The 25,385-nt window shown below is 67.4% G+C and carries 18 protein-coding genes; 12 read left to right on the forward strand and 6 right to left on the reverse strand.

Going from position 1 to position 25,385, the window contains the following annotated elements; translation table 11 throughout:
• Positions 1 to 266: 266 nt before the first annotated feature.
• The 6 genes from OH799_RS22920 to OH799_RS22945 all read left to right on the forward strand — a co-directional run bounded on the left by OH799_RS22920 (position 267) and on the right by OH799_RS22945 (position 9,760).
• Entirely contained in the window at positions 267 to 2,057 is a 1,791-nt protein-coding gene (locus tag OH799_RS22920) for an Hsp70 family protein (RefSeq protein WP_406267663.1), read from the forward strand.
• Positions 2,050 to 4,623: a LuxR C-terminal-related transcriptional regulator gene (locus tag OH799_RS22925; protein WP_406267666.1), complete on the forward strand. Its 2,574-nt coding sequence runs from the start codon at positions 2,050 to 2,052 to the stop codon at positions 4,621 to 4,623. Before OH799_RS22920 ends, OH799_RS22925 begins: the two co-directional genes overlap by 8 nt.
• A 52-nt stretch (positions 4,624 to 4,675) precedes the next feature.
• The gene (locus tag OH799_RS22930) at positions 4,676 to 5,767 is read left to right on the forward strand and encodes a hypothetical protein (protein ID WP_406267669.1); all 1,092 of its coding nucleotides are present in this window, start codon (positions 4,676 to 4,678) and stop codon (positions 5,765 to 5,767) included.
• A 164-nt stretch (positions 5,768 to 5,931) separates the two neighbouring features.
• The gene (locus OH799_RS22935) at positions 5,932 to 7,290 is read left to right on the forward strand and encodes a S1 family peptidase (protein ID WP_406267672.1); all 1,359 of its coding nucleotides are present in this window, start codon (positions 5,932 to 5,934) and stop codon (positions 7,288 to 7,290) included.
• 174 nt (positions 7,291 to 7,464) lie between these two features.
• A complete protein-coding gene (locus tag OH799_RS22940; protein ID WP_406267675.1) occupies positions 7,465 to 8,730 on the forward strand; it encodes a S1 family peptidase in 1,266 nt (421 codons plus the stop codon).
• 142 nt (positions 8,731 to 8,872) lie between these two features.
• Positions 8,873 to 9,760 carry an NRDE family protein gene (locus tag OH799_RS22945; RefSeq protein WP_406267678.1) on the forward strand — a complete coding sequence of 296 codons (888 nt, stop codon included), beginning with the start codon at positions 8,873 to 8,875 and terminating at the stop codon, positions 9,758 to 9,760.
• 67 nt (positions 9,761 to 9,827) lie between these two features.
• On the opposite strand, the gene OH799_RS22950 is transcribed toward OH799_RS22945, so the two are convergent.
• Positions 9,828 to 10,562: a hypothetical protein gene (locus OH799_RS22950; protein WP_406267681.1), complete on the reverse strand. Its 735-nt coding sequence runs from the start codon at positions 10,560 to 10,562 to the stop codon at positions 9,828 to 9,830.
• A gap of 450 nt (positions 10,563 to 11,012) precedes the next feature.
• Here OH799_RS22950 and OH799_RS22955 point away from each other — a divergent pair, with 450 nt between their 5' ends.
• Positions 11,013 to 14,096: a (Fe-S)-binding protein gene (locus OH799_RS22955; RefSeq protein ID WP_406267684.1), complete on the forward strand. Its 3,084-nt coding sequence runs from the start codon at positions 11,013 to 11,015 to the stop codon at positions 14,094 to 14,096.
• Positions 14,097 to 14,288: 192 nt separating this feature from the next.
• Complete coding sequence (locus OH799_RS22960) at positions 14,289 to 14,912, forward strand: antibiotic biosynthesis monooxygenase family protein (protein WP_406267687.1); 624 nt, start codon at positions 14,289 to 14,291, stop codon at positions 14,910 to 14,912.
• A 319-nt stretch (positions 14,913 to 15,231) separates the two neighbouring features.
• Here the strand turns inward: OH799_RS22960 and OH799_RS22965 are convergent, their stop codons facing one another.
• The gene (locus tag OH799_RS22965; protein WP_406267690.1) at positions 15,232 to 15,762 is read right to left on the reverse strand and encodes a YdcF family protein; all 531 of its coding nucleotides are present in this window, start codon (positions 15,760 to 15,762) and stop codon (positions 15,232 to 15,234) included.
• Positions 15,763 to 15,905: 143 nt separating this feature from the next.
• Between OH799_RS22965 and OH799_RS22970 the strand changes: the two genes are divergently transcribed.
• Positions 15,906 to 17,228 carry a UDP-glucose dehydrogenase family protein gene (locus tag OH799_RS22970; RefSeq protein WP_406267693.1) on the forward strand — a complete coding sequence of 441 codons (1,323 nt, stop codon included), beginning with the start codon at positions 15,906 to 15,908 and terminating at the stop codon, positions 17,226 to 17,228.
• Positions 17,229 to 17,378: 150 nt separating this feature from the next.
• A complete protein-coding gene (locus OH799_RS22975) occupies positions 17,379 to 18,689 on the forward strand; it encodes an Hsp70 family protein (protein ID WP_406267696.1) in 1,311 nt (436 codons plus the stop codon).
• Between the two features lie 77 nt (positions 18,690 to 18,766).
• Here the strand turns inward: OH799_RS22975 and OH799_RS22980 are convergent, their stop codons facing one another.
• The 3 genes from OH799_RS22980 to OH799_RS22990 form a co-directional block, all read right to left on the reverse strand.
• Positions 18,767 to 20,038 carry a YibE/F family protein gene (locus OH799_RS22980; protein WP_406267699.1) on the reverse strand — a complete coding sequence of 424 codons (1,272 nt, stop codon included), beginning with the start codon at positions 20,036 to 20,038 and terminating at the stop codon, positions 18,767 to 18,769.
• A gap of 371 nt (positions 20,039 to 20,409) precedes the next feature.
• Positions 20,410 to 21,666, reverse strand: a complete 1,257-nt coding sequence (locus OH799_RS22985) for a pyridoxal phosphate-dependent aminotransferase (RefSeq protein ID WP_406267702.1) — start codon at positions 21,664 to 21,666, stop codon at positions 20,410 to 20,412.
• An 88-nt stretch (positions 21,667 to 21,754) separates the two neighbouring features.
• Positions 21,755 to 23,095 carry an XRE family transcriptional regulator gene (locus tag OH799_RS22990; RefSeq protein WP_406267705.1) on the reverse strand — a complete coding sequence of 447 codons (1,341 nt, stop codon included), beginning with the start codon at positions 23,093 to 23,095 and terminating at the stop codon, positions 21,755 to 21,757.
• Between the two features lie 125 nt (positions 23,096 to 23,220).
• Between OH799_RS22990 and OH799_RS22995 the strand changes: the two genes are divergently transcribed.
• On the forward strand, positions 23,221 to 23,778 hold the full coding sequence (locus OH799_RS22995) for a hypothetical protein (RefSeq protein ID WP_406267708.1): 558 nt from the start codon (positions 23,221 to 23,223) through the stop codon (positions 23,776 to 23,778).
• A 117-nt stretch (positions 23,779 to 23,895) separates the two neighbouring features.
• Here the strand turns inward: OH799_RS22995 and dcd are convergent, their stop codons facing one another.
• Positions 23,896 to 24,495, reverse strand: a complete 600-nt coding sequence (dcd, locus tag OH799_RS23000) for a dCTP deaminase (RefSeq protein ID WP_406267711.1) — start codon at positions 24,493 to 24,495, stop codon at positions 23,896 to 23,898.
• Positions 24,496 to 24,616: 121 nt separating this feature from the next.
• On the opposite strand from dcd, the gene OH799_RS23005 reads away from it, so the two are divergent.
• The gene (locus tag OH799_RS23005) at positions 24,617 to 25,294 is read left to right on the forward strand and encodes a phosphatase PAP2 family protein (RefSeq protein WP_406267713.1); all 678 of its coding nucleotides are present in this window, start codon (positions 24,617 to 24,619) and stop codon (positions 25,292 to 25,294) included.
• The last annotated feature ends 91 nt before the right edge of the window (positions 25,295 to 25,385 follow it).

Raw genomic sequence — 25,385 nt, forward strand, 5'->3', positions numbered from 1 at the left:
CATGATCCGCAGTCGTTGGAATGAATTTCACGCTAGGGACACCGCCCGTTACTCCGAAACGGGGCGAACCCCTACACCCGGTTCCCCCGCACCCGTTAGGGGCGGCCGCAGGAATAGGGGAATATCCCGAAACTTTCCCCGCCCGGTAACGGCGGAGTGTCAGCAACCGACAGAGCAGTTGCGTCGGCGTGACAACACCGACCTGCGCACCATCGGACTGGACAGCAGTGACACCGGATCAGACGGTTTCCGAACGGGGTTTTCGAATGACACAGCGCTTGGCGCTCGGCATCACGGTCGGCGCGTCGAATTCGGTCGCCGTGGCGGCAGCGGAGGATGGCAGCGACGACGACACCATTCTCTCGGGCGGCGGTGCGGTACTCACCCACCCGAGCGTGTTGCGGCTGTCTCCCGACGCGGCGCCCACTTTCGGAGCGGGCCCACGCGCCACCGGTCGCCATTCCAGCGACGTGCTGCTGGAGGGCTTCCTCGCCAGGGTCGGCGACCCGGTGGACATGCTCGCCGAGGACGGCTCGGCGCATTCCGCGGCCGACTTGGTCGCCACCGCGATCGGATGCCTGCTCGAGGAAATCACCTGGGAGGCAGGCCGCTACGTCGCCGAGACCGTGGTCGCCTGCCATCCGGCCTCGTGGTCGCGGCACACCGTCGACATCCAGCGCGCCGCCCTCGACCAGGCCGGACTGGATGAGGTGACGCTCGTTCCCGAACCGACCGCCGCGGTTCGCTGGCTCGACGCCGCACACGGTCCGCTCGCGGACGGCGCGGTGGTGGTCTACGACCTCGGTGGATCCGGGCTGACCGTCTCGGTGGTGCGCACCGGGGATCACGCGAGCCTTCTCGGTACACCACTGCGCAGCACGGACATCGCCGGAGCGCAATTCGATCTGTTGACCATGCGCTATGTCCTGGCAAACGCCGTGCTCGTCAATGATTTCGATCCGTTCGACCCCTTGGTGGAACGGGAATTATCGGCTTTGCGCGAGCGCTGCAGAAATGCGAAGGAAGAGCTGTCCATCAATACCGCGACGGTTGTTCCGGTGCGGCTGGATCCGGCCGATCCACACGGAAGCAACGTGCGGCTGGTGCGCGGCGAACTGGAAGACCTCCTACGCGGGCCACTACTGAGCTCGATCGACCTGATTCGCGACGCGGTGCACCGGGCGGGGCTCGACATCGGAGACATCGGCCGCGTCCTACTCACCGGTGGCGGCGGTGCGATCCCCTTGGTCACGGAGCTGATCTCGTCCGAGTTCGGCCTGCCGGTGGTTGCCGCCCCCGAGCCGGAGCACACCGGTGCGCGCGGCGCCGCGTTGCTGGCCACCGACCTGCTCGCCGCCGAGGCGGAATACCTGCCCGTGGCCGCCCCGGTCGCCGAGATCGCGCCACCGACCACAGCGCTTCCCGCGCTGGGCCTTCCGCCCCTGCCCGACGGACGCCCGTCGCGCCGCCGTGCGCTCACCGGCAAGCAGCGCGCCGCCATCGTCGCCGGCGCGGCGGTCGCCATCGGCCTGCTGGCCACCGGCACCGTCGCCATCGGTACCGGCATCCAGTCCAGCTCGAACCATCCCGCCTCGACGGAGCAGCCCACGACCGGTAGTGCGGCGGAGATCGCCGCGACGACCGTCGTGCGGCCGGGCGAACCGTTCGTACCCGTAGCGGGCGTCGCGGCACCGGACACGACAACCTCGGCGGGTCGACCGAAAGCCGAGGCAACCGAGGCCGGTTCCCCCTCGTCCGCGGCCCAGGGCACCACGGTCGCCGTAGTGAACAGCGAGCAGGCCCCTGGCCGGCCTGCGTCCGCGGAGCCGGGTGCGTCGCAACCGGCTCCGCAACCACAGCCGTCCCCACCCCCGGCACTGGCACCGGCACCGGCACCGGCACCGGCACCCGGCATAACCCAGCCCGCGCCGCTGCCGCAGCGTCCGGCGCCGAGCCTGCCGACCGGGGTACTGAACGACACCATCGACGGCGTCGGCGACACCGTCGGCACCGTGCTACGCGCTCCCGGCCAGATTTTCGGGGGCTCAGGTGGCTGATACCGCCCTCGACACCCTGCCGTGCGCGCGTGAGATCTTCCGGGAGCTGGACTCCACCGACCGGCAGCCGCTGGTCTATCTCATCCGCGGCCGCTCGCAAACCGGTAAGTCCACACTGCTCACGGAGATCCGGGCCCGCCTGCGCGCCGATGGCGTCCCGCTGCGGGACGACACCGCCGCACTTCAGCACGCGCACGCGTGCAACGGTTCGTCCGCGATGGCACAGACGCACAGCGCGACCGCCGCCGCCACGCGACCGGCCTTGATCATCGACAACGCGCATACCCTTGGCCGCTTCGACCTCGAATATCTCTGCTCCGTGATCGAATCCGGCCGCTACACGGTGGTCGTGGCGGCGCAGCCGCGCCCACACGACCCGCGGTTGCGGATGCTCGTCGACGCGGCCGCGCGCCGCGGCCGCGTCGTCGATCTGCGCCCGCTCGGCGTCGCCGACATGGCGCCGTTCGCCAGGGAACTCGGCATGATGGTTCCGCGCCAGGTCGCCCAGCACATCCACTTGCAGACCGCGGGTATCCGTGGTGGCGTGGTTGCCGCGCTGACCGCCGCCTGCTCGGCTCGGCTGGACGCGGGCATCGGCGTCGTCGACACCGCCGTCACCGCATGGGCTCGCGCACTGCTGGACGACCTCGAGCCCGACCTGCTGGAAACCCTCGTTGTCGCCACCACCGGGACGGGACTCGACTCCAGCGAGCTCGCCGAAGTACTCGACGTGGAGCCCGCGGCCGCCCAGGATCTCATCGACCGTGCCAGAGCGTGCGCGCTGGTGACGGATGCCGACCTGCTGCTCGAACCGGCCGTCGGCCCGCTACGCACGCTGCTCGGCGATCGCAGGTTCGTCGCGGTGCAGCGCAGGTTGCTCGACGCCAGGCTGGACGCCGGCCTGCTGCGCGACCACACCGCCCTGCAGCTCGCCGAATCCGGCGTCCGTGACCCGCGCCTCGCCGAATTCTTGATCGCCGCGGCGGAGAAGGCCGGTCGTGAGGCGGTCCGTTACTACGCTGCCGCGGCGGCGAGCGGCGCCGACCTCGCTTCGATCGCGCTGCGCTGGGCAGAGGCGGCCGCGCGCACCGGCGACGGTGCGACGGCCATGCGCCTGGCCGAACCGATGCTCGCGCGGCCGGGCGGCACCAGCGCGGAGCTCGCTACCGCCGTGCGGATCTGTGCTGCGGTGCTGACCCGTCGTGGCATGGTCGGCCGCGCGGCGCAGTTGTACTCCTGGCTCGGTGCGCACCGGGTGGGCCTGGACTGGGCGGTCGGCGCCACCGTGCTGTATCTGTCGGGTGACGCGGCGGGGGCTGCGGAGTTGTCCGCGTCATCGACGCGGTGGCCACCCACCGCCGACGCGCACGCCAGGCTGATCGCGACCGCACTGGCCGACTCTATCGACGAGCGTGCGAACGGCACGGCCGCAGCGGTATCCGCACTGGTGCAGGCCGCGCACGCCGACGCTGGTGTCGACCGCTTCCTGCCGTGCACGGCGGTGTCGATCGCCACGCTGCTCTCCCTCGGCACCGGTGAGCCGCGCCGAGCCGGAGACGCGTTGCGGCGCGCCGCGGCCAGCGGATTGCGTTGCCATCAGCTCGACGTGCTTTCGGCATGGACGGCGATGCTCGGCGGCGACGAGCGCGCCGCCGCTGCCATTGTGGCCGAACTGGACTACGACTCCCTCGACGTCCGCGACCGGCTGCTCGCACACGGCGTGGTGGTGGGCCTCGCCCGACGCAGCGGCGACCACACCGCGCTGACCCGCGCGTGGCAGGCGGCCTATCCATTGTTCGACGATGTGCAGGCAGATCTGCTTTCGGTGCTGCCGATCGGCGAGCTGTGGCTGGCGGGCATCCGTCTGCGCGACGAGCGCCGCATCGCGCCGCTGGTAGATACCGCGCTGGCACTGCTTCGCCGCCTGGACGAGCCACCGGCCTGGTCCAACGCCTTCCACTGGTACGGCGTGCAGGCCGCGATCGCCCACGAAAGCCCCGAGGAGTTGCTGCCGCACGCGCATGCGCTGAAGGCGGCGGCCGAGGCAGGCGACCGGCACGCCGCGGTGCTCGCGGACGCGGGCCGCACCTGGGTGCTGGTGCTGCGCGGTCAGGTCGCCGCCGCGCCGGTTCATGCCGCCGTCGCCGCGCTCACCGCGATCGGCATGACCTGGGACGGCGCTCGGCTGGCCAGCGAGGCGGCACTCGCCGCGCCCGACTCCGCGACAGCGACCGCACTGCTCAAACTGGCACGCACGGTCCGAACCGACGCCCGTCCGCAGGAACCGCAGGCCCGGTCGTCCGCGCCCGCCGCACGCGAAGGGGGGCAGGCAACGCCAGCGGCTCCTGCGCAGGCAGCGGCCGCAATCCTCAGCGAACGCGAACGCGAAGTGGCGGAATTGGTGCTGCTCGGACTGACCTACCGGGAGATCGGGGCTCGGCTGTACATTTCGGCCAAGACGGTCGAGCACCATGTCGCCCGCATCCGACGCCGAATCGGTGCCGGCTCACGTTCGGAATTGTTGTCGATGCTGCGCGCCATGGGACACGGTTCACTGCTGGTGTAACCTTTGCGGTTCCGTGACCGCTGGACGGGAAAGCCGAAGCGAGGTACTGAGGATGGCCACTGGGGTGGGCCTGCGCATCGCCGAGGACGAGTGCACGGCGGTAATCGTCACCGATGGCGACGAGGAGCCGCAGTACATCGTCCGCGAGTCGGCCTTGCATATGTCCGAGGACGGTGACGCCGTGCTCGGCGGACCGGTACCCGCGGGGCATTCCCATTCGATCACCGGCTTCGTCCCCGCCGTCGGCGATCCCGCGGGCATCTCGGTCGACGACGGCGAGGCCTATCGCGCCGAGGATCTGGTCGCGACCGCTTTGTTCTGCCTGATCAATCTGGCCGCTGAGCATCTCAACGGTCCTGCGGAGTTCTACGCGACGCATCCTGGGGACTGGCCCGCCGAGCATGTTCGCTCGCTGCGCGAGGCACTGGACTATCTCGGTCTCCGCTCGGTGTTGCTGGTCAGCGAGGGCGACCTGCCCAGCGCCGGAACCGGCGCGAACGGCGGCTCGTTCGCCTACGACGCGGCGCGGGCGGCGTTGGCGGCTGTGCTGGCGACGCCGGCGGGTGCTACCCCGCCGGACCCGTCCACCGCCGAGAACTCGCTGTTGGACACTATCGTCATCCCGGCGATTCCCCCCGCCCAGCCACAGGCATACTCCGCGGCCATTCCGATCGCGGCGCCGGTCGCGGCGACCGAACCGTCCGCACCCGAAAAGCCCATACCGGCAACCACTCCCGCGAAGGACCGCAAACGAACGCCGCTACTGATCGCCGCGGCCGCGGCGATCGGGCTCATGCTAGGCGGTATCGCGGTGGCCGCGCTGTTCCGCGACGACGGTGACACACCGGTGCCGCCACTACGCGACGCCAAGTCCGAGCAGTCGTCGGTGAGCCTCACTCCGCCCGCACCGCCGGTCGAGTTCCCCACGGTGCCCGTCACCACTCCGTCGCCCGAGCCTCCGGTGATCACGGAAACCACAACCCTGGAGACCACTACGCCCCCGGCGCCGACCACCGAGCCGCCGACCACGGCGCCGACCACCACTACACGTCCCACACAGACGCGGACGACCATGACAAACCCCTTCTACCCGCCGATGCAGCCGATTCCGACCTTCCCCGGCTGGATACCTGGTAGTCGGTGATTAGTAGCGTCCTTCCCGGGTTTGTGCCCTAGAGTGATCCGCTGACCGGTGTTGTCGGAGGAATTTCGAACAACAGGTCTGTTGCTGGACGACGGCTGTGTGCCAACGGATTCCGCCTGTGGCCACGGATTTAGCTGGCACGTGCGTGCCGACGAAGGGACTTCATGCGCAAGTTGGTGGCGCGTCGCGCCGCGGTCAAAGCTGTCGCCATCGCCTCGACCGTTCTCCTGGCTCCCTTGTTCGGTACGGCAACCGCCTCGGCGGCGCCCGAGGCTCCCGCGCAGCTCGAAGCGGACACCCTGCCACCGGAACTGGTGCAGGCCATCGCGCGCGATCTGAAGATGACCCCGACGGAGTACCTGGACCGCGCGGCGCGCGCCCAGCAGTTGCGCGATTACGCGCGCGACTTCCGCTCGGAGCGACCGGATGCCTACGCGGGTGCCTGGATCGGCGCCGACGGCAAGCCGGTTGTCGCGGTCACCTCGCTGGACGCCGCCCATGTCGCCGCCGCCGATGGCTACCAGACCAGGCTGGCCCCGGTTTCCGCGGACAGTCTGGAGGGCTCGCTGATCCAGCTGAACCAGTGGATCACCGGCCTGCCGCGGGAGATTTCGCAGGGGATCAACTCCGTTGCCATCGACTTCCTGAACAGCCAGCTGGTGCTCAGCGTCGCTAACACAGCCGCGGGCCACATGCTCAATCTGCCCACCCTGCTCGCCAACATCAAGGTGATCCTGTCACCGAACGGCGGAGGTCCGGTCGAGCGACGGCCGATGGGCGGCGACACCTACATCAGCGCTCCGATCTCGCTGAAGGACACCTCCCTGAAGGGCGTCGACGTCTGCTCGTTCGGATTCAACAGCGTCGACGCGGCAGGCAATGCGTTGAATATCAGTGCGGGCCATTGTGATCCGAATCTGAGTAAGGGCAACCAGGAGGCTACGGTCTACTTGCCTGATGTCCGAGACATACCTTCCAGCCCCGAACTGGGCGCCTTCGTGCGAGCGACCCTCGGTGGCCAGACCGCGCTGGACTACTCGGTGATCAAGCTGAATGACCGCGCGGTGCGAGCGGGCATGGACCAGCCCTCGGTGCGCGCCGCCAACGGCACCACGCTGTCCATCACAGGCACCGCCGAACCGATCACCGGCGCCCCGGTCTGCAAGTCGGGCCAGTCGTCCACCTTCACCTGTGGCTTCGTCGTGGCCGACCGGGTGGAGACCCAGCTGTACACCGCGGAGGGCGAGAGCAAGATCGTGCGCGGCTTCGCCAACTCGGCGTGCACGCTCGGCGGCGACAGCGGGGGCGCGATCGTGTCCGGCACGCTGGCGCTCGGCATCACCAGTGGTTCCAACGCCGCGGACGCACCGAATTGCAACGAGGCCAATATCGCGCTCGCGCAGTACGGCGGCACGGCCTCGCTGGGCATTCCGATCCGGCCGATCCTGGCCGATATCGACGCCTCTTCCGGCGGCGGGCTCGGCAGCGGCATCACCGTGCGCACCCGCCCGAACGCCGGGTGAGCTGCCCGAAGAGATTGTGGCGACCGACATGCGACCGGTTGATCGGCTATCGAACCAACCGGCTTTCCTCGATGAGTAGGCATACCGCGCTCGAGCCCATATAGTCTGGACATGCTCCTGCCACGTATAGGTCCTCTCCGATCGGCTGCGCGACAGACCGGAATCCGAAAAACAGTGATCGCCGCCTCGGCGGCGATCCTGCTGTTCGGCCCCACGGCGGCAGTGGCGACGGCGGAGCCCGATCAGGCACCGAACCTGCCCGCCGAACTGGTGGCCGCGGTGACTCGCGATCTGAAGATCTCGCCCGACGAGTACCTGCACCGTGCGGATGTCGCGCAGCAGGTGGCGGCGTTCGCCACCAACGCGCAGCGGCAATACCCGGCCGTGTTCGCAGGCTCCTGGCTCGACGAGGCCGGCAGGGCTGTCGTGGCACTGGCCCAGGGGCCGGGCGCCGACGAGGCCAAGAAGGCCGCGGAGTCGGCCGGTTTCGAGGTGCACAACGTCGCCAAGAGCGAGGCCTCGCTGCGTGGCGAGAAGAGCGCGTTCGAGCGGTGGCTGGAGGGCCAACCAGAGGCGGTGCGGTCGCTGGTACGTGGCGCGGTGATCGACACCGTCAACAACTCCATCGCGGTGCGCGTCGACCAGGCGGGCTTGCCGATGCCGAACTTCATCGATCCGGCGCGGATCATCGTGATGGCCCCGCCGGTGGCGGGTGAGGAGAGCACTCTGCAGGCCGGCGACATCGCCGGTGAGACGCAGCGCGGCGCCCTCGCGGGTGGCGACGGCTTCGCCTCGGTCTCCGGACGCAGCTCGCTGCGCTGCTCGCTCGGCTTCAACGGCACCGACCGCAACGGCAATACGGTGAATATCACCGCGGGCCACTGCAACCCCGACATCGCGTCGGCGGGCAGCGGCAACGCCGCGGGCGTCTACGAGCTGAACGGCGACCGGCTCGGCGCGCAGCTCGGCGTGTTCCAGAAGTCGGTGCTCGGCGAGCAGGACTACTCGATTGTGCGGATCAACGACCAGACCAAGGATCGCTTCGCCAACAACGGCGTTCGGGCGCCCGGCGCGGCCCCGATCGCGGTCGACGGCGTGGCGACCCCGGTCGTCGGCGCTCCGGTCTGCAAGTCCGGTGCGCGCACCGGCTTCAGCTGCGGCGTTGTCAACGCGGTCGATCAGACCGTGCAGGTCGGCGAGCGTGAGCTCACCCAGAGCTTCTCGGCCAACATCTGCGCGCTGCCCGGCGACAGTGGCGGCCCGATCGTGACCGGCCGGCTGGCGCTCGGCATCTCCAGCGCCTCCTCGGTCGCCGACTACCCCGTGTGCGAGATCCCGAACCTGATCGGCGCCCTCACCGGCAACGTGCCACAGCTGTTCGCGCAGCCGGTGCACGTGGTGCTCTCCGACAACCCGGGGCTTCGCGTCCGCACCAACTAACTGACCAGCAGAAGACGAAAAGGCCGACAGCTTTGCGCTGTCGGCCTTTTCGCTGTCTCCGGCCGCTTTTATCCCTGCCTTTGCGCGGCCTCCGGCGGGGTACCCGGCGCGTGGCCCCACTCTGTTCCGGCATTCTGACTGCATGTGTTTGGTGTTGATCGGCTGGCGCGCCCATCCGGACTACCGGTTGATCGTGGCCGCTAACCGGGACGAGTACTACACCCGGCCTGCCGAGTCCATGCGGTGGTGGCCGGAGGTACCCGGGCTGCTCGCCGGGCGCGACACCGGCGCCGAGAGCGGGGTCGAGGGCGATCCTCCTGGCACCTGGCTCGGGCTCACCGCGCGACCAAACAGCCACAGCCGATTCGCCACGGTGACGAACGTGCGCAATGCGAACGACGAACGCGCCGACGCCCGTTCCCGTGGCGCGCTGCTGATGGATTTCCTGCGCGGCGCCTCCGACCGTCATCCGGCCAGAGCCTTTCCCGGCCCGGAGAGGTATGTGCTCGACCTCGCGGCCGCGCCCGACGACTACAACGGCTACAACGTGGTGGTCTCCGACCTGGAGACGCTGTGGTGGCACTCCAACCGCAGCGCCGCCCGTCCCAGAGAACTCGTTCCAGGCTTCCACGGGCTCTCCAATGGCACGTTCGTCAGCTCCGCGGGTTTGGCGGAGGGGGACCCGGATCCGACCGCGCCCCAAGCCATCTGGCCCAAGGTGCGCGCGGGGCTGACCGAACTGCGACAGCTCGCGCAATCCGATCCCGATGCGGTGGAGCGCTATTTCGCAGTGCTCGCCGACCGCACCGAGGCCCCGGACGACCACCTGCCGCACACCGGGGTTCCCCAGGAGATCGAGCGGACGCTGTCGCCCAGGTTCATCGGACACACCCTGCACGGCACCAGGGCCAGCACGGTGCTGCTCGTGCGAGAGGACGGAACGTTCTCGATGGCCGAACGCTCCTTCGGCAGGCTCGGCCGCGAGATCGGCGAGGTTTCCTTCCGTGGCACGCTCGACCTACCCGGATAACGACCCGCGGCCCACCCTCCGAAGAGAGCGGGCCGCGTGCTGATCGAGCGAGAAGCGTTCGGGCGGATTACTTCGGAGCGACCGCCGTCGCCGAATAGTTCCCTTCCGCCCACTTCGTGGTGCCGTCCGGCGCCTGCAGCGTGTTGATCAGGTCCATGCCCGCAACAGCCAGCGCGGGACCACCGACGGCCACAGTGCCGAGGATGCCACCGATGCCTGCGCCCGCGATAGCGGCGGGGATGCAGCCGACACCGAGGAACGGCAGGCCGAGGATGCAGCCGATCACGCCGCCCAAGACGACACCGACGGCGGTGCCGAGGAAGCCGCCCACGGCGGTGGCGATGCCGAACTGGCTGGCGAACTCGTTCTGCGCGCGCGAGTTCTCGAGCGGCGAGGCGATCGGCTGCGCGACGACGTTGACGGCGTTGATCGGCTTGTCCTTGGGGACGGTGACCCCCTGCTCAGGGGTCAGCTCGAGCACCGTGGCGTCGTCCTTGACGACCGGCTTCACCGGGACGACGGTCTCGGCGACCCGGAAGGCGATCGGGAGCGTCAGAACCGCGTTGCCCTGTCCGTCCTTGATCTTGTAGACGTCGTCCTCCTTGACGTCCTCGGAGGACTTCGCGAGTTCGAACGTGCCCCCCTTGAGTGTCGTCACGACGGTCTTGTCCACCAGCTTGACCGAGTACCGGATGGGCTGGTCAGGTGTAGCCGCCGGCTCGTCGGCATGTGCGGTCCCCAGGCCGATGGTCATCGCGCCGATGACCATCGCGGCAGCCGCGGTGGTTCTGCGGAGTTTCATTCAGTTTCCAATCCATGCATCAGGTCGTCGTTTACCAGCGGATCCGCACGCGCGAGCTCTTTCTCATCAAATCCGGTGGCAGTCCGGATCCTCCCCGAGCAGCGCGCAGACAGGCACAGCAAACAGAACGTCGTGAGCCTAATAGAACGCCGTGTTTTAAGCGAGATCCCTTATCAGGTATGGGGACTAAGCCAATCCTCACCGATTGGCCCCATCCTGCGGCGTTTACGGTAGTTATCACCTGAACGCTCGCCCAAATCGACAAACCGTGACGTTGATCACAGGCGCGTCGCGGGTCAAGCCCCGCCCCACGGGCTACAGCTCAAAGGCCGATACTACGATGGACACCGGTTATTACCGGCGGGTAACTTACCGCCGGTTAGGATACGAGCCAACGGGGCGGCGCCAGAACCGCCCTCGCTCGTGTTGCCTCTAAAGAAAGGTCGCGACATGAATGCCCTGACTGTGACGCTGGGCACGATTGGGGCGACGCTCAGCCTCCTGTGTTGGGCGTCGTTCATCGGCGGCGTCCGCAATATCGTGCGCGCCATCATGGTCGGACAGCCCGCGCCGGATCGCTGGCGGCCGTTCTTCCCCCGGTTCAAGCAGATGATCGTGGAGTTCCTCGCGCATACGCGCATGAACAAATTCCGCACCGTCGGCTGGGCGCACTGGCTCGTGATGATCGGCTTCATCGGCGGCGCCATCCTGTGGTTCGAGGCATACGGGCAGACGTTCGACCCCGAATTCCACTGGCCGATCATCGGCAACTGGGCGATCTACCACCTGTGGGACGAGATCCTCGGCATCGGCACGGTGCTCGGCATCACCACCCTGATCATCCTGCGTCAGCTGAACCACCCGCGACTGCCCGAGCGGCTGTCTCGGTTCAGCGGTTCGAAGTTCGGCCCCGCCTACGTGATCGAGGCGATCGTGCTGATCGAGGGCCTCGGCATGATCTTCGTGAAGGCGGGCAAGATCGCGGCCTACGGCCACTCCAACGCGGCCACCGACTTCTTCACCATGCGGGTGGCCGAACTGCTGCCCGCAAGCCCGACCCTGGTGGCGCTGTTCGCGTTCGTCAAGCTGATGTCCGGCATGCTGTTCCTGCTGCTGGTCGGTCGCAACGTCACCTGGGGGGTGGCCTGGCACCGGTTCTCCGCGTTCCCGAACATCTACTTCAAACGTGCGGACGACGGCGGCGTCGCCTTGGGCGCGGCCAAGCCGATGATGTCGAAGGGCAAGCCGGTCGACATGGAGACAGCCGATCCGGACACCGACACCTTCGGTGCCGGCCGGATCGAGGACTTCTCCTGGAAGGGCTGGCTGGACTTCACCACGTGCACCGAGTGCGGGCGCTGCCAGTCGCAGTGCCCGGCCTGGAACACCGGCAAGCCGCTCTCACCCAAGCTGCTGATCATGTCGCTGCGTGATCACGGCTACGCCAAGGCGCCCTACCTGCTGGCCGGTGGCCGCAAAGACATGGGCGGCGACGAAATCGGCCTGGTCGATGCAGACGGCAAGCCGAACGAGGTCGAGCTCGCCAAGATCTCCGAGGCAGCGAAGGCCGAGGCCGAACGTCCGCTGGTCGGCGGCGAAGACATGAACGGCATCATCGATCCCGAAGTGCTGTGGAGCTGCACCACCTGTGGTGCGTGCGTCGAGCAGTGCCCAGTGGACATCGAGCACGTCGACCACATCATCGACATGCGTCGCTACCAGGTGCTGATCGAGTCGGAGTTCCCGTCCGAGCTCGCGGGTCTGTTCAAGAACCTGGAGAACAAGGGCAACCCCTGGGGTCAGAACGCCAAGGACCGGCTCAACTGGATCAACGACCTAGAGTTCCAGATCCCGGTCTTCGGTCAGGATGCCGACAGCTTCGACGGCTACGACTACTTGTTCTGGGTCGGCTGCGCGGGCGCCTACGAAGACCGCGCCAAGAAGACCACCAAAGCCGTCGCCGAGTTGCTCGCCACCGCCGATGTGAAGTTCATGGTGCTCGGCGCCGACGAGACCTGCACGGGCGACTCGGCGCGCCGCGCGGGTAACGAGTTCCTGTTCCAGCAGCTGGCACAGCAGAATATCGAACTGCTCGACTCGGTGTTCGAGGGCGTCGAGGACCGCAAGAAGAAGATCGTCGTCACCTGTGCGCACTGCTTCAACGCGCTCAACAACGAGTACCCGCAGGTCGGCGGCAGCTATGAGGTCGTGCACCACACTCAGCTGCTCAACCGCCTCGTGCGCCAGAAGCAGCTGATCCCTGTGGCCTCGGTGTCGCAGAACGTCACCTATCACGACCCCTGCTACCTGGGCAGGCACAACAAGATCTACAACGCGCCCCGTGAGCTGATGGCCGCGTCCGGCTCGAACCTGGTGGAGATGCCTCGGCACGGCGAACGGTCTATGTGCTGCGGTGCCGGTGGCGCGCGGATGTGGATGGAAGAGCAACTCGGCAAGCGCATCAATATCGATCGGGTGGACGAGGCATTGGACACGCTCACCGCGTCCGATGGCCGCTCCGGAAGCTCCACGGCGTCGAAGATCGCGACCGGGTGCCCGTTCTGCCGCGTGATGCTCACCGACGGCGTCACCGCGCGCCAGGAGAAGGGCGAAGGTGAAGGCGTCGAGGTCGTCGACGTCGCCCAGCTGATGCTGGACGCCATCGAGCGCGCCGAGCCCGCGAAGCTGACCGAGAACCTCACCGTCATCCAGGAGCCGAAGGCACCCGCGGCGGAACCCGAACCCGAGCCTGCCCCAGCCGCCGAGACACCCACGCCCGCCAAGGCAGCGCCGACCGGCGGCGGTCTGGCCATGAAGGGCCCCGCCAAGGCCCCCGGCGGTCTCGGCATGAAGGGCGCCGCCAAGGCCCCCGGCACCAAAACCCCCACCACCGAACCCGCGACGACCGAGCCCGCATCGGCACCCGCCGCACCCGCCAAGGGCCTGGCCATGAAGGGCCCCGCGAAGGCCCCCGGCGGTCTCGGCATGAAGGGCGCCGCCAAGGCCCCCGGCACCAAAACCCCCACCACCGAACCCGCGACGACCGAGCCCGCATCGGCACCCGCCGCACCCGCCAAGGGCCTGGCCATGAAGGGCCCGGCGAAGGCCCCCGGGGGTCTGGGTATGAAGGGTGGCGCCAAGGCGCCTGGCGGGAAGGCGCCGGCTCCCGCAGCCGAGACTCCTCCCGGTATCACACCGGCCGAGGCTTCCGACGCCACGGCAGCTCCGGCCGAGTCGGCGGCTCCGACGGAAACCAAGCCGACGGTGCCCGCCAAAGGGCTGGCCATGAAGTCCGGTTTCAAGCGCCCCGGCGCCAAGGCACCCGTTGTCAAGGCGCCAGCTGCCGAGCCGGCCGAGCCGGAGGAAGCGCCCGCTACGGAAATCCCAGCGGGTCCGGCCGAATCCGCCTCCGAGCCCGAGCGACCCACCAAGGGAACCACCGGAAACGGCGCACCCGAGGTCGCGCCGCCCACCGCCAAACCGGGTGGCCTCGGCTTCAAGTCCGGCGCCAAGGCGCCTGGCCGAAAGAACTGAGTACAGCCTCCGAAGAGAACGGGCCCGGGTTTTAGCGGTCGTCGGCACGCAAGGATCGGGTGATGGGTTGGCGGGTGGCAAAGGTAGGGCCCACCATGCGCAGGCGGGTCTTGGATAATGTTGCGTCGCTCGCCGGGTAGCCTGCCCGGCCCATCTTGACCTTTAGCGTGGTTGAGGTTTCAAGATGGTGCGGTGACAGATAATGGAATCACCCTGATCGACGCGTGGGAACTGCCCGAGGACCGGATCGACGAGTCCATCGCACGCTGGCGCAAGCGCGTCGGACTCATCCACGCCGCCCCAGGTTTCCGGGATGCGCGACTGCACCGCAGACTGTATCCGGAGTCCCGGCTCGGTCTGGTCAATGTGGCGCACTGGGACAGCATCGAAGACCGGGACGAGGCGCTGGCGAATCCCGCCTTCACCGCGTCGGCAGCCACCGCGGCCGGCTATGCCACCGTGCACGGCGGCTGGTATCAGGTGGCGGCCGAATTCCGCACGGCGGGAAACGGTTCGGGCGAACGGCCTGGAATCACCTTCGTCAACGCCTTCGAGCTGCCCGCCGAGCGGATCGATGATTTCCTGCCACACTGGCTCAGCCGCGCAGAGTCGATGAGCGAGGCGCCCGGCTTCCGGGACAACCGGCTGCACCGTGCGGTGGACCCGGACACTCGCTTCCAGCTGGTCAGCATCGCGCACTGGGACAGTCCCGAGGCATGGCGCACAGCAGACAACGATCCCCGCTTCCCACAACACCTGTCCACCTCCCCGAACTTCGCCAACCCCGCACTCTTCCGCGTTGTCGTCGAGTTCTGAGTGCAGGTCGGTAGCGCCCGCGAGTCGTACGTTTCAGCCGCGAGTCGTACGCTCCCGAGCCGTTCGCGCTGGTGGTCAGGTCCGCAATGTAGGCAAAGAGCAACTACCCGAGTAGTCCGAACGGCGGGCGGCGCGTAGCGCGCTGCCCCGGTGTTGTCGTCAGTGGTCGCGGGCGCCACCGTCCTGACGTACTGCGAGCCTCCAAAATTCCGAAATGAGCTGTCGACCGCGCCGATGCCACTCACCCACCGCCGATATGACCAGTACCTAATTGGGGGCGCCATCCTCCTGGGCCGAGGCGCGGAACTGGAACCGCCCCCTAACAGTCCTCGAAGAAGGCTTTGATGTAACCCACCGACTGGTAGACGTAGTCGTATCCCCAACGGAGGGCCGAGAGGTGCGGTTCGGGGTCGGTGAAGAGAAGTTCTCCCTCCCAGCACTTTTCGATGATGTAGCGAGCTCGGGAAATATGCGGGGTGAAGGTGACGACGATGACGCGGTGCCAGTTGTCGGCGCGGGCAAGGCGGGCGAGTTCGCGGCCCTCGCCGCGGGTGGTGCGCGGGGACGGGTCGAAGCAGATGACCTCGAAGCTGTAGCCCCCGTGACAGATCCGGTTCACCAGCGCGCTGTTCTCATAGGGATTTGAGAACAGCACGCGCGGTGCGTACCCCTCGTGCGCCAGGCGAAGGCCCAGTTGTTCGCGCCCGTCGTGCGCGCCGCCCAGGACGAGAATGGCGTCCGCCGGGACGGGCGTGTCGGTGTGCGGGCGTACGTAGACCGGCCACAGCGCCACTACGGCGACGACGACCACGACGAGCAGGGGCCAGCTCCACCGATGATGTCGTCGCACCACCCCGATGCTAGCCGGGCGGCGGAACGATTTCGCAGGTCAAGCCGTTTCGCCGACCCACGTCGCCGCCTGTACATCTGCTGTTGCCCGGACCCTTGCCTCGGTGACGTGGTGCGGCCACCGGCGGGGTTTACCAATCGATCATGCGATGCACAGTCTTCGGAACCGGGTATCTCGGGGCCACGCATGCGGCATGCATGGCCGAACTCGGGCATGACGTCATCGGGGTGGACGTGGACCCTGGCAAGGTCGCGAAGCTATCCGACGGGGTAGTGCCGTTCTACGAGCCGGGTCTGGAGGAGGTGCTGCGACGCAACCTCGACGCGGGCAAGCTGCGGTTCACCACTTCCTACGCCGAGGCGGCCGCGCATGCCGAAGTGCATTTTCTCGGAGTCGGTACCCCGCAGAAGAAAGGCGAGTACGCCGCCGACCTGAAGTACGTACACGCTGTGGTGGACTCGCTCGCCCCGATTCTGGAGCGTCCATCGGTGATCGTCGGCAAATCGACGGTGCCGGTCGGCACGGCCGTGGCACTCGGCGCCCGTGCCCGCGCGTTGAGTGCGACCGAGGTCGAGGTGGCGTGGAATCCGGAATTCCTGCGCGAGGGCTTCGCGGTCAAGGACACGCTGCGCCCGGACCGGCTGGTAGTCGGCGTCGACCACGGCCGCGACGCCGCTGGATGGGTCGAGGAGAGGGTCCGCGAGATCTACGTCGACCTGATCGCCGCCGAGATCCCGTTTCTGCTGACCGATTTGGCCACAGCCGAATTGGTCAAGGTTTCCGCCAACGCCTTTCTCGCTACCAAGATTTCGTTCATCAATGCGGTGTCGGAAGTGTGCGAGGCAACCGGCGCCGACGTGACGATGCTGGCCGACGCCCTCGGCTACGACGCACGTATCGGCCGCCGTTTCCTCAACGCGGGCTTGGGATTCGGCGGCGGCTGTCTGCCGAAGGACATCCGCGCGTTCATGGCCCGCTCCGGCGAACTGGGCGCCGACCACGCTGTGGCCTTTCTGCGCGAGGTGGACAACATCAACATGCGCCGCCGTACCAAGGTGGTGGACATGGCCGCCCGCGCCTGCGGCGGCTCACTGCTCGGCGCCAACGTCGCGGTGCTCGGCGCGGCGTTCAAGCCGGAATCCGACGACGTCCGCGACTCACCCGCGCTGAACGTGGCGGGCATGATCCAGCTGCACGGCGCGGTGGTGACCGTCTACGACCCGAAGGCAGTGGAGAATTCCCGGCGGGTGTTCCCGACCCTGAACTACGCGACCTCGATCACCGAGGCGTGCGAACGCGCCGACGTGGTGCTGGTCCTCACCGAGTGGAACGAGTTCATGGCACTGCGTCCGGAGAACCTCGACCGAGTAGTGCGAGCCCGCAGCATCATCGACGGCCGGAACTGTCTCAATCGTGCCACCTGGAGAGCCGCCGGATGGGTGTACGCGGGACTCGGCACACCGTAGAGTTGCGAGACAAGGTGGGACTACTGGCCGTATGACCAGTCCTGCCTCTAGCACAGCTGATCGTCGACGGTAGGGTCCGTCCAGCGGACCTCCGCCGAACGGACGGCGCAGGCTCGCATGTCGTGACGCATGAACGAGATGGGCAGCTGGATGAGTTCGGTACTGGGAGTTTCGGTGGGGGCCGGCGCTGTCCGTATGGCGCGGCCACACGCCGGGAACCCCCATGGGCATGTCGCGTCGCATTCATTCGACCTGCAGAGCATTCCGGTGCTCGACCAGAGTGTGGAAGAGCTGGCGGCCGAAGCCATCGGGGTCACGCTGGAAGCCACCCAGGGTATCGGCGCTACCGCGATCGCCTATCGCAGTGAGCAACATGCTCGCGCGATCCGCGCAGCGATGGCGCGCCAGCAGCTGACCAACTACGAACTCGTTCCGGAGATCGTCGCGGCATTGGAGTTCGCGCAGTCCACCGGCGACATCCGTGGCATCTCGTCGCTCGTGGTCTACGACCTCGGCAGCTCGGGCCTGTCGGTGAGCGTGGTCGACACTCAGACCCGCGAGGTCCGCCACAGTGAACGCACCAGCGACATCAGCGGCGACTACCTCGATTCGCTGATCAGGGAACAGCAGATCGCATCGGGCCGGATCGCACACCCGCCGAACGCCGCCGGCCTCGCCGCCCTGGACGCGCTGTGCCGGGAAGCCAAAGAGCAGCTGACCTCCAACACCGCGGTCGCGCTGCCCAGTGAGCAGGGCTTGGTGCTCCTGGCGCAGGAGAACTTCGAGTCGCTGATCATGCTGGCGATCGAATCATCGGCGCGGATGACCCGGGACGCGATCGTGCGCTCGGACCGTCCCGTGCACGGGGTGCTCGCCATCGGCGGCTGTGCCCGAATCCCACTAGTCGCCAAGGTTCTCGAACGCTGGATGGGCGTGCCCGTCATCGTCCCGGACAGCCCCGAGACCGTGATGGCCCGTGGCGCCGCGCTGTTGGCCCGGCCGGTCCGCACGGAGACCCCCGCCGCAAGCCCGGCGCTCGGCGACGACGAACTGTCGCCTGCGTGGTTATCCGCACCTGCCGCGACCGGCAAACGCGAGATCAGCGGCGCCGTGCTGACGGTAAGCGCACTCGCCGTGATCGCGGCGATCGGGCTCGGGCTCGGCTACGGTCCGCAGGTGCTGGAACGTGATTCGCACAGCAGCGAGGGGTCACCCTCGGTGTCACCAACCACCGCTCCGCGCACCACCGTTCTCGACCCACAGATCGCGGTCGCGCCGGGCACGACGGCGGAATCAGCGAACGAATCGGTCGCCGCGCCCCCACCGAACCGGCGCCAGACCACCACCGAAGCGCCACCGACGCCCGGCCCGAACACCATCGTGGTGCCTGGTCTTCCGCCGATTGTGGTCCCCACGATTCCGTCGGAGATCTTCCCCTTCCCACCGCCGCCTCCGCGCTGATCGCCCGCAGGCCTCCGCGATTCGCAGTGGACCTCACCGCATAGGAGTGCCGGGGACCAGCCCCGAATGCCCCGAACTCAGGTCCGCGCGTGCCGGGCGTGGCGCGGCGGTGGAGTGGTCTCCTTGCTGCCGAACGGACGGGCGAGCAGGACCGCGATGCCAGTGGTCAGCGGAACCGACAGCGCGAGCGCGATACCGCCGACCGCGGAGCGCGCGATCTCGATCGCCACCGCGTCACCGGTCAGTACATCGCGAATGGATCGCCCAGCCACGCTGAACAGCAGCAAGAGGGGCAGCGCCCCACCGGCGTAGGCGAGCACCAGGGTGTACACGGTGCTGGCGATGTGGTCGCGTCCCACCCGCATAGCGGCGGTGAAAACCTCGCGCCGCGAAGCCGACTGATCGAGGGCCGCCAGCTCGAACGCGGCGGACGCCTGGGTGATCGTGACGTCGTTGAGCACGCCGAGCGAACCGATGATGAAACCGGCGAGCAGCAATCCGGTAATGCTGACGTGCTGGAGGTAGGTGGCGACGTTGGTGTTCTGCTCTTCGGACAGCCCGGTCAGGTGGGTCAGCTCGATCGAGAGCCAGGACAGTGCCGCCGCGACCAGCATCGAGGTCAGTGTGCCGAGCAGCGCTGAACTGGTGCGCAGATTCACCCCGTGCGCCAGATAGAGCACCGCGTACAGGATCAGCGAGCCCGCGACCAACGCGACCGGGATCGCCGGTTTGCCGTCCAGTAGGGCGGGCAGCAGGAACAGCACGAGCACCGCGAACGCGAACACCAGACCGAGCAGCGCACGTAGACCACGCCAGCGCGCCACCACGATGATCACCACCACGAACACCACCACGATCAGCGTCAGCGGCAGCCCGCGCGCGTAGTCTTCGAACGAGTACAGCGGTGTTCCGGTCGGATCGGTCTGGCGGACCAGCCGGATCTTGTCGCCCGCGCGCAAATCGGGTTGACCTGGGCCGGGGGCGATTTCGAATAGTGTGTGGTTGCCCTTGTGCGGCCCGGATTCGATCGTGATCAGGCTGCGTTGACAGGTGTAAGCGTTGCTGCGCGGCGCCTCCGGCTTGTCGACGAACACTTTCCCCAGCGACGAACTGCCGCACGGCCCGACGTCCTGCATCGTCACGGTGCCTGCTTCGGTCTGCACCGCCCCGCCGCCCGCGTTCTGCATCGGCAAGGGGATGTCCACGTGCTGCTTGCTCGGCCACAGCATGATCGCGCCGATCACGACGAGAATGCCGACGGCGGTGAGTAACCCGACGACCACGCGCGCCGCGGTCGCGCCGATCGCGATCGGTTCCGAGTGATCGTGGTGATGGTGGTGGTCGCTCACCGCGCTCCTACTTGTCAGAGTGTCTGCCCGGAGGGAGCTTAAAGGATTTCATTTTCAAGATTGGTGCGGCGCGGCAGGACACGGATACCCAGTCAGCGGAGAGAAGAGGGTTTTTGAGGGGGCGGCGGAGAGCAGGGGGATGTCTCCGCCGCCCGCAGGCCGGCGGCCCAGGGGGGTAGGCGGCCGAACCCGAGATCGGATGCGCCCAGGGGGGTAGGGCATCCGACCAGGCACTCTAGGTGCCGAGGACTACTGTACACAAAAGTACTTCTTTTGCGCTAGCCAGTATTCAAATCTGGCAAGTATCCGTACATCGAGTTTGTTTCAGCGCCGGAAGCGGGGCGCCCATGTGGCCGTGCCCGGCCCTTCCGCTACTGGCGATAGCTGGACAAGAAGTTGCCGAAGCGCTCGATCGCGACCGCTAGATCCCTCGCCCAGGGCAGCGTCACGATCCGCAGATGATCGTGGTCGGGCCAGTTGAAGCCGGTGCCCTGCACCATCAGGATCTTCTCCTGCAGCAGCAGATCGAGGATGAGCTTCGAGTCGTCGTAGATCTCGTGCACGTTCGGATCCAGCCTGGGGAACGTATACAGCGCACCCTTCGGCTTCACACAGGTCACACCTGGGATCATGTTCAACCGCTCCCAGGCGACATCGCGCTGTTCGAGTAGTCGGCCGCCAGGGAGGATCAAATCCTCGATGCTCTGATGCCCGCCGAGCGCCACCTGAATCGCGTACTGCGCAGGAACATTCGGACACAACCTAGACGAGGCAAGCAGGTCGATGCCCTCCAGGAAACCGGCCGCGTGCTCCTTCGGACCGGTGATCGCCAGCCAGCCCGACCGGTAGCCCGCGACCCGGTACGCCTTGGACAGCCCGTTGAAGGTCAGACAGAGCAGATCGGGCGCCATCGTCGCCAGTGAGATGTGCTTGGCGTCGTCGTAGAGGATCTTGTCGTAGATCTCGTCGGCGAGCAGCAACAGTTGATGCTTGCGCGCGACGTCGACCAACTGCTGGAGGACCTCGGCCGAGTACACCGCGCCGGTCGGGTTGTTCGGGTTGATCACCAGCAGGGCCTTGGTCTTATCGGTGATCTTCGATTCGATGTCCGCGACGTCGGGCTGCCAGCCGTTGGCTTCGTCGCACAGGTAGTGCACCGGAGTGCCGCCCCCCAGGCTGGTCATGGCCGTCCACAGCGGGTAGTCCGGCGCCGGGATCAGCACCTCGTCGCCGTTGTCCAACAGCGCCTGCATGGTGATGGTGATCAGCTCGGAGACGCCGTTGCCCAAGTAGACGTAGTCCACGTCGAGTTCGGGGAAGCCGGGCACGAGCTCGTAGCGGGTCACGATCGCGCGCCGCGCGGAAAGAATGCCCTTGGATTCGGAGTAGCCCTGGGCGTACGGAAGCGCGGCGATGATGTCGCGCATGATCACATCCGGCGCCTCGAACCCGAACGGAGCGGGGTTGCCGATATTGAGCTTGAGAATGCGATGGCCTTCGGCCTCCAGCCGTGCCGCCTGCGCGTATACCGGTCCACGGATTTCGTAGACGACGTCCTGCAGCTTCGTGGACTGCTCGAGGACGCGCGGCGGGCGGTGCGGTAGATGACTCGGACTCACCCGTCCCATGGTGCCATCCGTCGCAAGCAGATAAATGCCGGTCCGAGGTTCGATCAGCCGTCCTCGGCTCCGGCACCGCCTGGGTGTGACCAGTCCCTCAGCAAGCCGGGCTTGCCGGCGGGATGCTCCGCGCCGCCGTGGAGCCGCAGAACTCCTCGATCCGCTCGTCCAGGAACCGCGCCTCGACCGCATCGCGAAAGGCCGGGGTGGCAATTCGTCTGCGCACGCCGGTCAGCCGCTCCTCGAGTTGCGCGATGCGTTTGTCCTCGTCGAGCCCGAGCACCGGATGCAGTGCCTCGGCCGCACCGTCCAGGCTGCCGTTGATCAGGTGGGCGGCCGCGCAGTCCACCCGGGCCAGTGCCTCGGCGCCGTAGGACCGCTGCTCGGACGGACCCTTCGAATACAGTTCGATGGCCCGCTGGGTGGCGCTGAGCGCCGGCTCGGCCTGGCCGAGGTGGATGTAGGTGGCACCCGCGTAGTACTGGGCTTTGGCGTCGTTGAACCCGAAGACGCCGCCCACTTCGTCGTGCAGGGTGTCGGTTCCGGCAAGTTCACGAACATCGTCGGCGGCCCGGATGCACCGTTCGGCATCTGCGGCGCTGCCCAGCGCTGACCAGATCCTTGCTTCGATGTTGAGCAGACGCACCTGCGCCGTTGCGGACTCGGCGAACTGCTGCCCGCTCCGCGCCAGCAGCACGGCTCGGCGTGGTCGATGCGACCAGTACTCGATCAGCGCGTGCATGCCGCGGGTCCAGGCACGAAGTCCGTTGTGTCCGCACAATTCCGCGTAGGCCCAGGCTGCTCTGGCCTGCTCGCCCGCCGCGTCGTAATAGCCCAGATCGGTACTCACGTTGGCGAGCAAACCCGAGAGGGTGCCCGCGAGCAGGTACAGGTGGCTCGTGTCCGCGGGCCGCTGATGGCCCTCCAGCAGGCGGTAAACCCGGCGACGCACCCGCAGCATCTCCACCATCATCGGCACCGGCGGAATGTGTACGTAGTCGTTCGCGATGCGCGCCACATCGGCGTCGAGTTGTTCCAGCGTGGTCGCACCCACATTGGTGCTCTCGGCTTTGCCGGCGTGTTCGCTGGCCTCGTGGGCAGCCGCCATGATCAGATCCCTCTCCGAAATAGCTACTAACGCATCACCTCTCATCGCACCGGCGTCTATGAGAGCCAAAAGGTCCGCGTCGCTCGAATATTGAGTCCGCGCCGAGTCGTCGGCACGCGCGTCGAATCCCGGCGGCACGGGTCGATCGACCACCGGCTCATCGATCATTGCCGCGAACCGCGCCCGCACCACATCGTCGGACCTGGCCAGGGAAGTATCCAGAGCGGCTTGGTTGATCGGACGTGGATGGACCCGGACACCCCCGGCCTCCCACTTGGACACCAGTCGTTCGTGCACACCCAGGTGGGCCGCGAACTCTCTGATGCTCATCCGCTTGGCATCGCGAAGGGCTCGAGCCTCTCTCCCTGACCACTGTCTGACCAAGATGTCACCCCTTCCGAACGAACTTCTTGTCCAGAGTACGAGCGGATTGTGAGCAGAGCCACATGTGAAACATGGCCCGTATCAAAGGCAGCGGAAGGGCAGCGGAAGGCGGGCGTGCGGGCAATACCGAATCGCCGGGCGGACCGGGGACCCTTGAGAAGGAAGGCAAGGAGTTCGCCGTGAATGTGGAGAAACTCAGGATCGTGGACGATTGGGTCGCGTTCTACCAGCACGAGTTCGGGCTACCGGTCATCGAGCGTGGCGGTTTCGCCATGCTGCCGATCACCGGCCGGGTCTGCGTTGTCCACCTGCCGACCGCACGCGCCGAAAAGGTAAGGAATGCACTGGAGCAACACGGGTCGAGGGGTCCCATGTTGGCCAGACAGATCCGGTGGAGTTTCCTCGCCGAGCCGGACAGCAGGCCGGGGACGCAGGTACTGGAAGTGCTCAACCGTTTGGATATCGGCCTTCCCGCCATCGGCAGTGCCGTGATGTTGCCGACCGGTCTCGGCCGGTGGACCCGGGAAGGGTGCTTCTGGGTCAATCCGCCGAGCCGCGGCGACGCGCTCCCACCATTGTCCGTCGTCCTCACTACGGCACTGGCGGTGGGAGCGGGCGGCGGGGACTGATCACCTCCGCGATCGGTTCCCGCTGCCGCCCGGGCCGGGTCCGCCCCTATTCCACAGTCGACGTGGCGGATTCGGTCCGGTGCCGCTTATGCGTATGCGGCAGAGAGCATTCTTGGCTCAGCGCGATTCGGCGGCGTCGATCGCCGCGGTGGAGAGCGGGAAGTTGAGATAGGACCGTGAGGGGGTCGGTCCGCGCTGGCCCTGATACTTGGAGCCCGCGACGGCGCTGCCGTATGGGTGCTCGGCGGGACTGGTCAGCTTGATCAGACAGAGTTGGCCGATCTTCATACCAGGCCACAGGGTGATCGGCAGATTCGCCACGTTGGACAGCTCCAACGTGATGTGGCCGCTGAAGCCGGGATCGATGAACCCCGCAGTCGAGTGGGTCAGCAAGCCGAGCCTGCCCAGGCTCGACTTGCCCTCCAACCGCCCGGCCAGATCGTCCGGCAGCGTACACACCTCGAGCGTGGAGCCGAGCACGAACTCGCCGGGGTGCAGCACGAACGGCTCGCCCTCCGCGGGCTCCACCGGGCTGGTCAGTTCATCCTGCCGCTGTGCGGGGTCGATATGGGTGTAGCGGGTGTTGTTGAACACCCGGAACATTCCATCCAGGCGCACATCGATACTCGATGGCTGGATCAGGTTCTCCAAGAGCGGCTCGACGCCGAGACGCCCAGCGGCGATCTCCGCACGGATGTCACGATCGGAAAGCAGCACGCCGACGAGCGTAGCGCCTGCTCCCCGCGGCTCTACACCGTGCTCGTCGACGGCGGGTATCTGGTGCCTATAGTGGGCACCTCGGCTCACGTCCGACTTTCCGGGATGGAACGGTGGAGGGGTGACGTCGCATCGGATTCGGACCGCGATCGTGGTGTTCGCCGCGCTCCTTGTGGTGTTCAACGCCGGTCTCACCCGCCATGCGCTCGATGACAACGGCCGCACCGGGCTCGATCGCGGTGTCACGAACTGGGCCATCGCGCACCGCGACGGTGTACTGACGCCGACTGCGGTGACGGTCAGTGCACTCGGCGGCACCCTCACCATGACGGCACTCGCAACCCTGGTGTGCCTGGGCCTGTCCTGGCGCCGCCGCTGGTCCCAGGCAGTGCTCGTCGCGATCACCGGGCTCGGGGCCGGGCTCCTGGTCCGCGGTGGCAAGAGCGTGATCGGCCGGGACCGTCCGCCCGTCGGGGAGCACCTCGTGACCGTGACAAACCAGTCTTATCCATCCGGGCACAGCCTCAGCTCGTTCGTCGTGGTCGGCATTGTCGCCCTGGTCCTGATCCCCAACCTGCGCCGCACCGCCCTCCGCGCTGTCACCGCGACTCTCGCCGTCATATTCGTTGCCGCGGTGGGCCTCTCCCGGATCTACCTGGGCGTCCATTGGATCACCGACGTACTCGGCGGCTGGTGCCTCGGCGCGCTCTGGCTCCTCGCATGCCTGACCGTCTACCGCTATCTCACCCACCGCAAAACCCGCGCGCCCGCCACCAGGCTCGTCGACACGCACTACTGACACCCCGACTTGGACGGACAGTCTTGCCGCACAAATCTGAGCCTGGCACCGGTGACGCGGAGCCGATGCGGACGCCGTCGGGCTCGCACTG

It is taken from the genome of Nocardia sp. NBC_00881, assembly GCF_045207455.1.
GTDB lineage: Bacteria > Actinomycetota > Actinomycetes > Mycobacteriales > Mycobacteriaceae > Nocardia.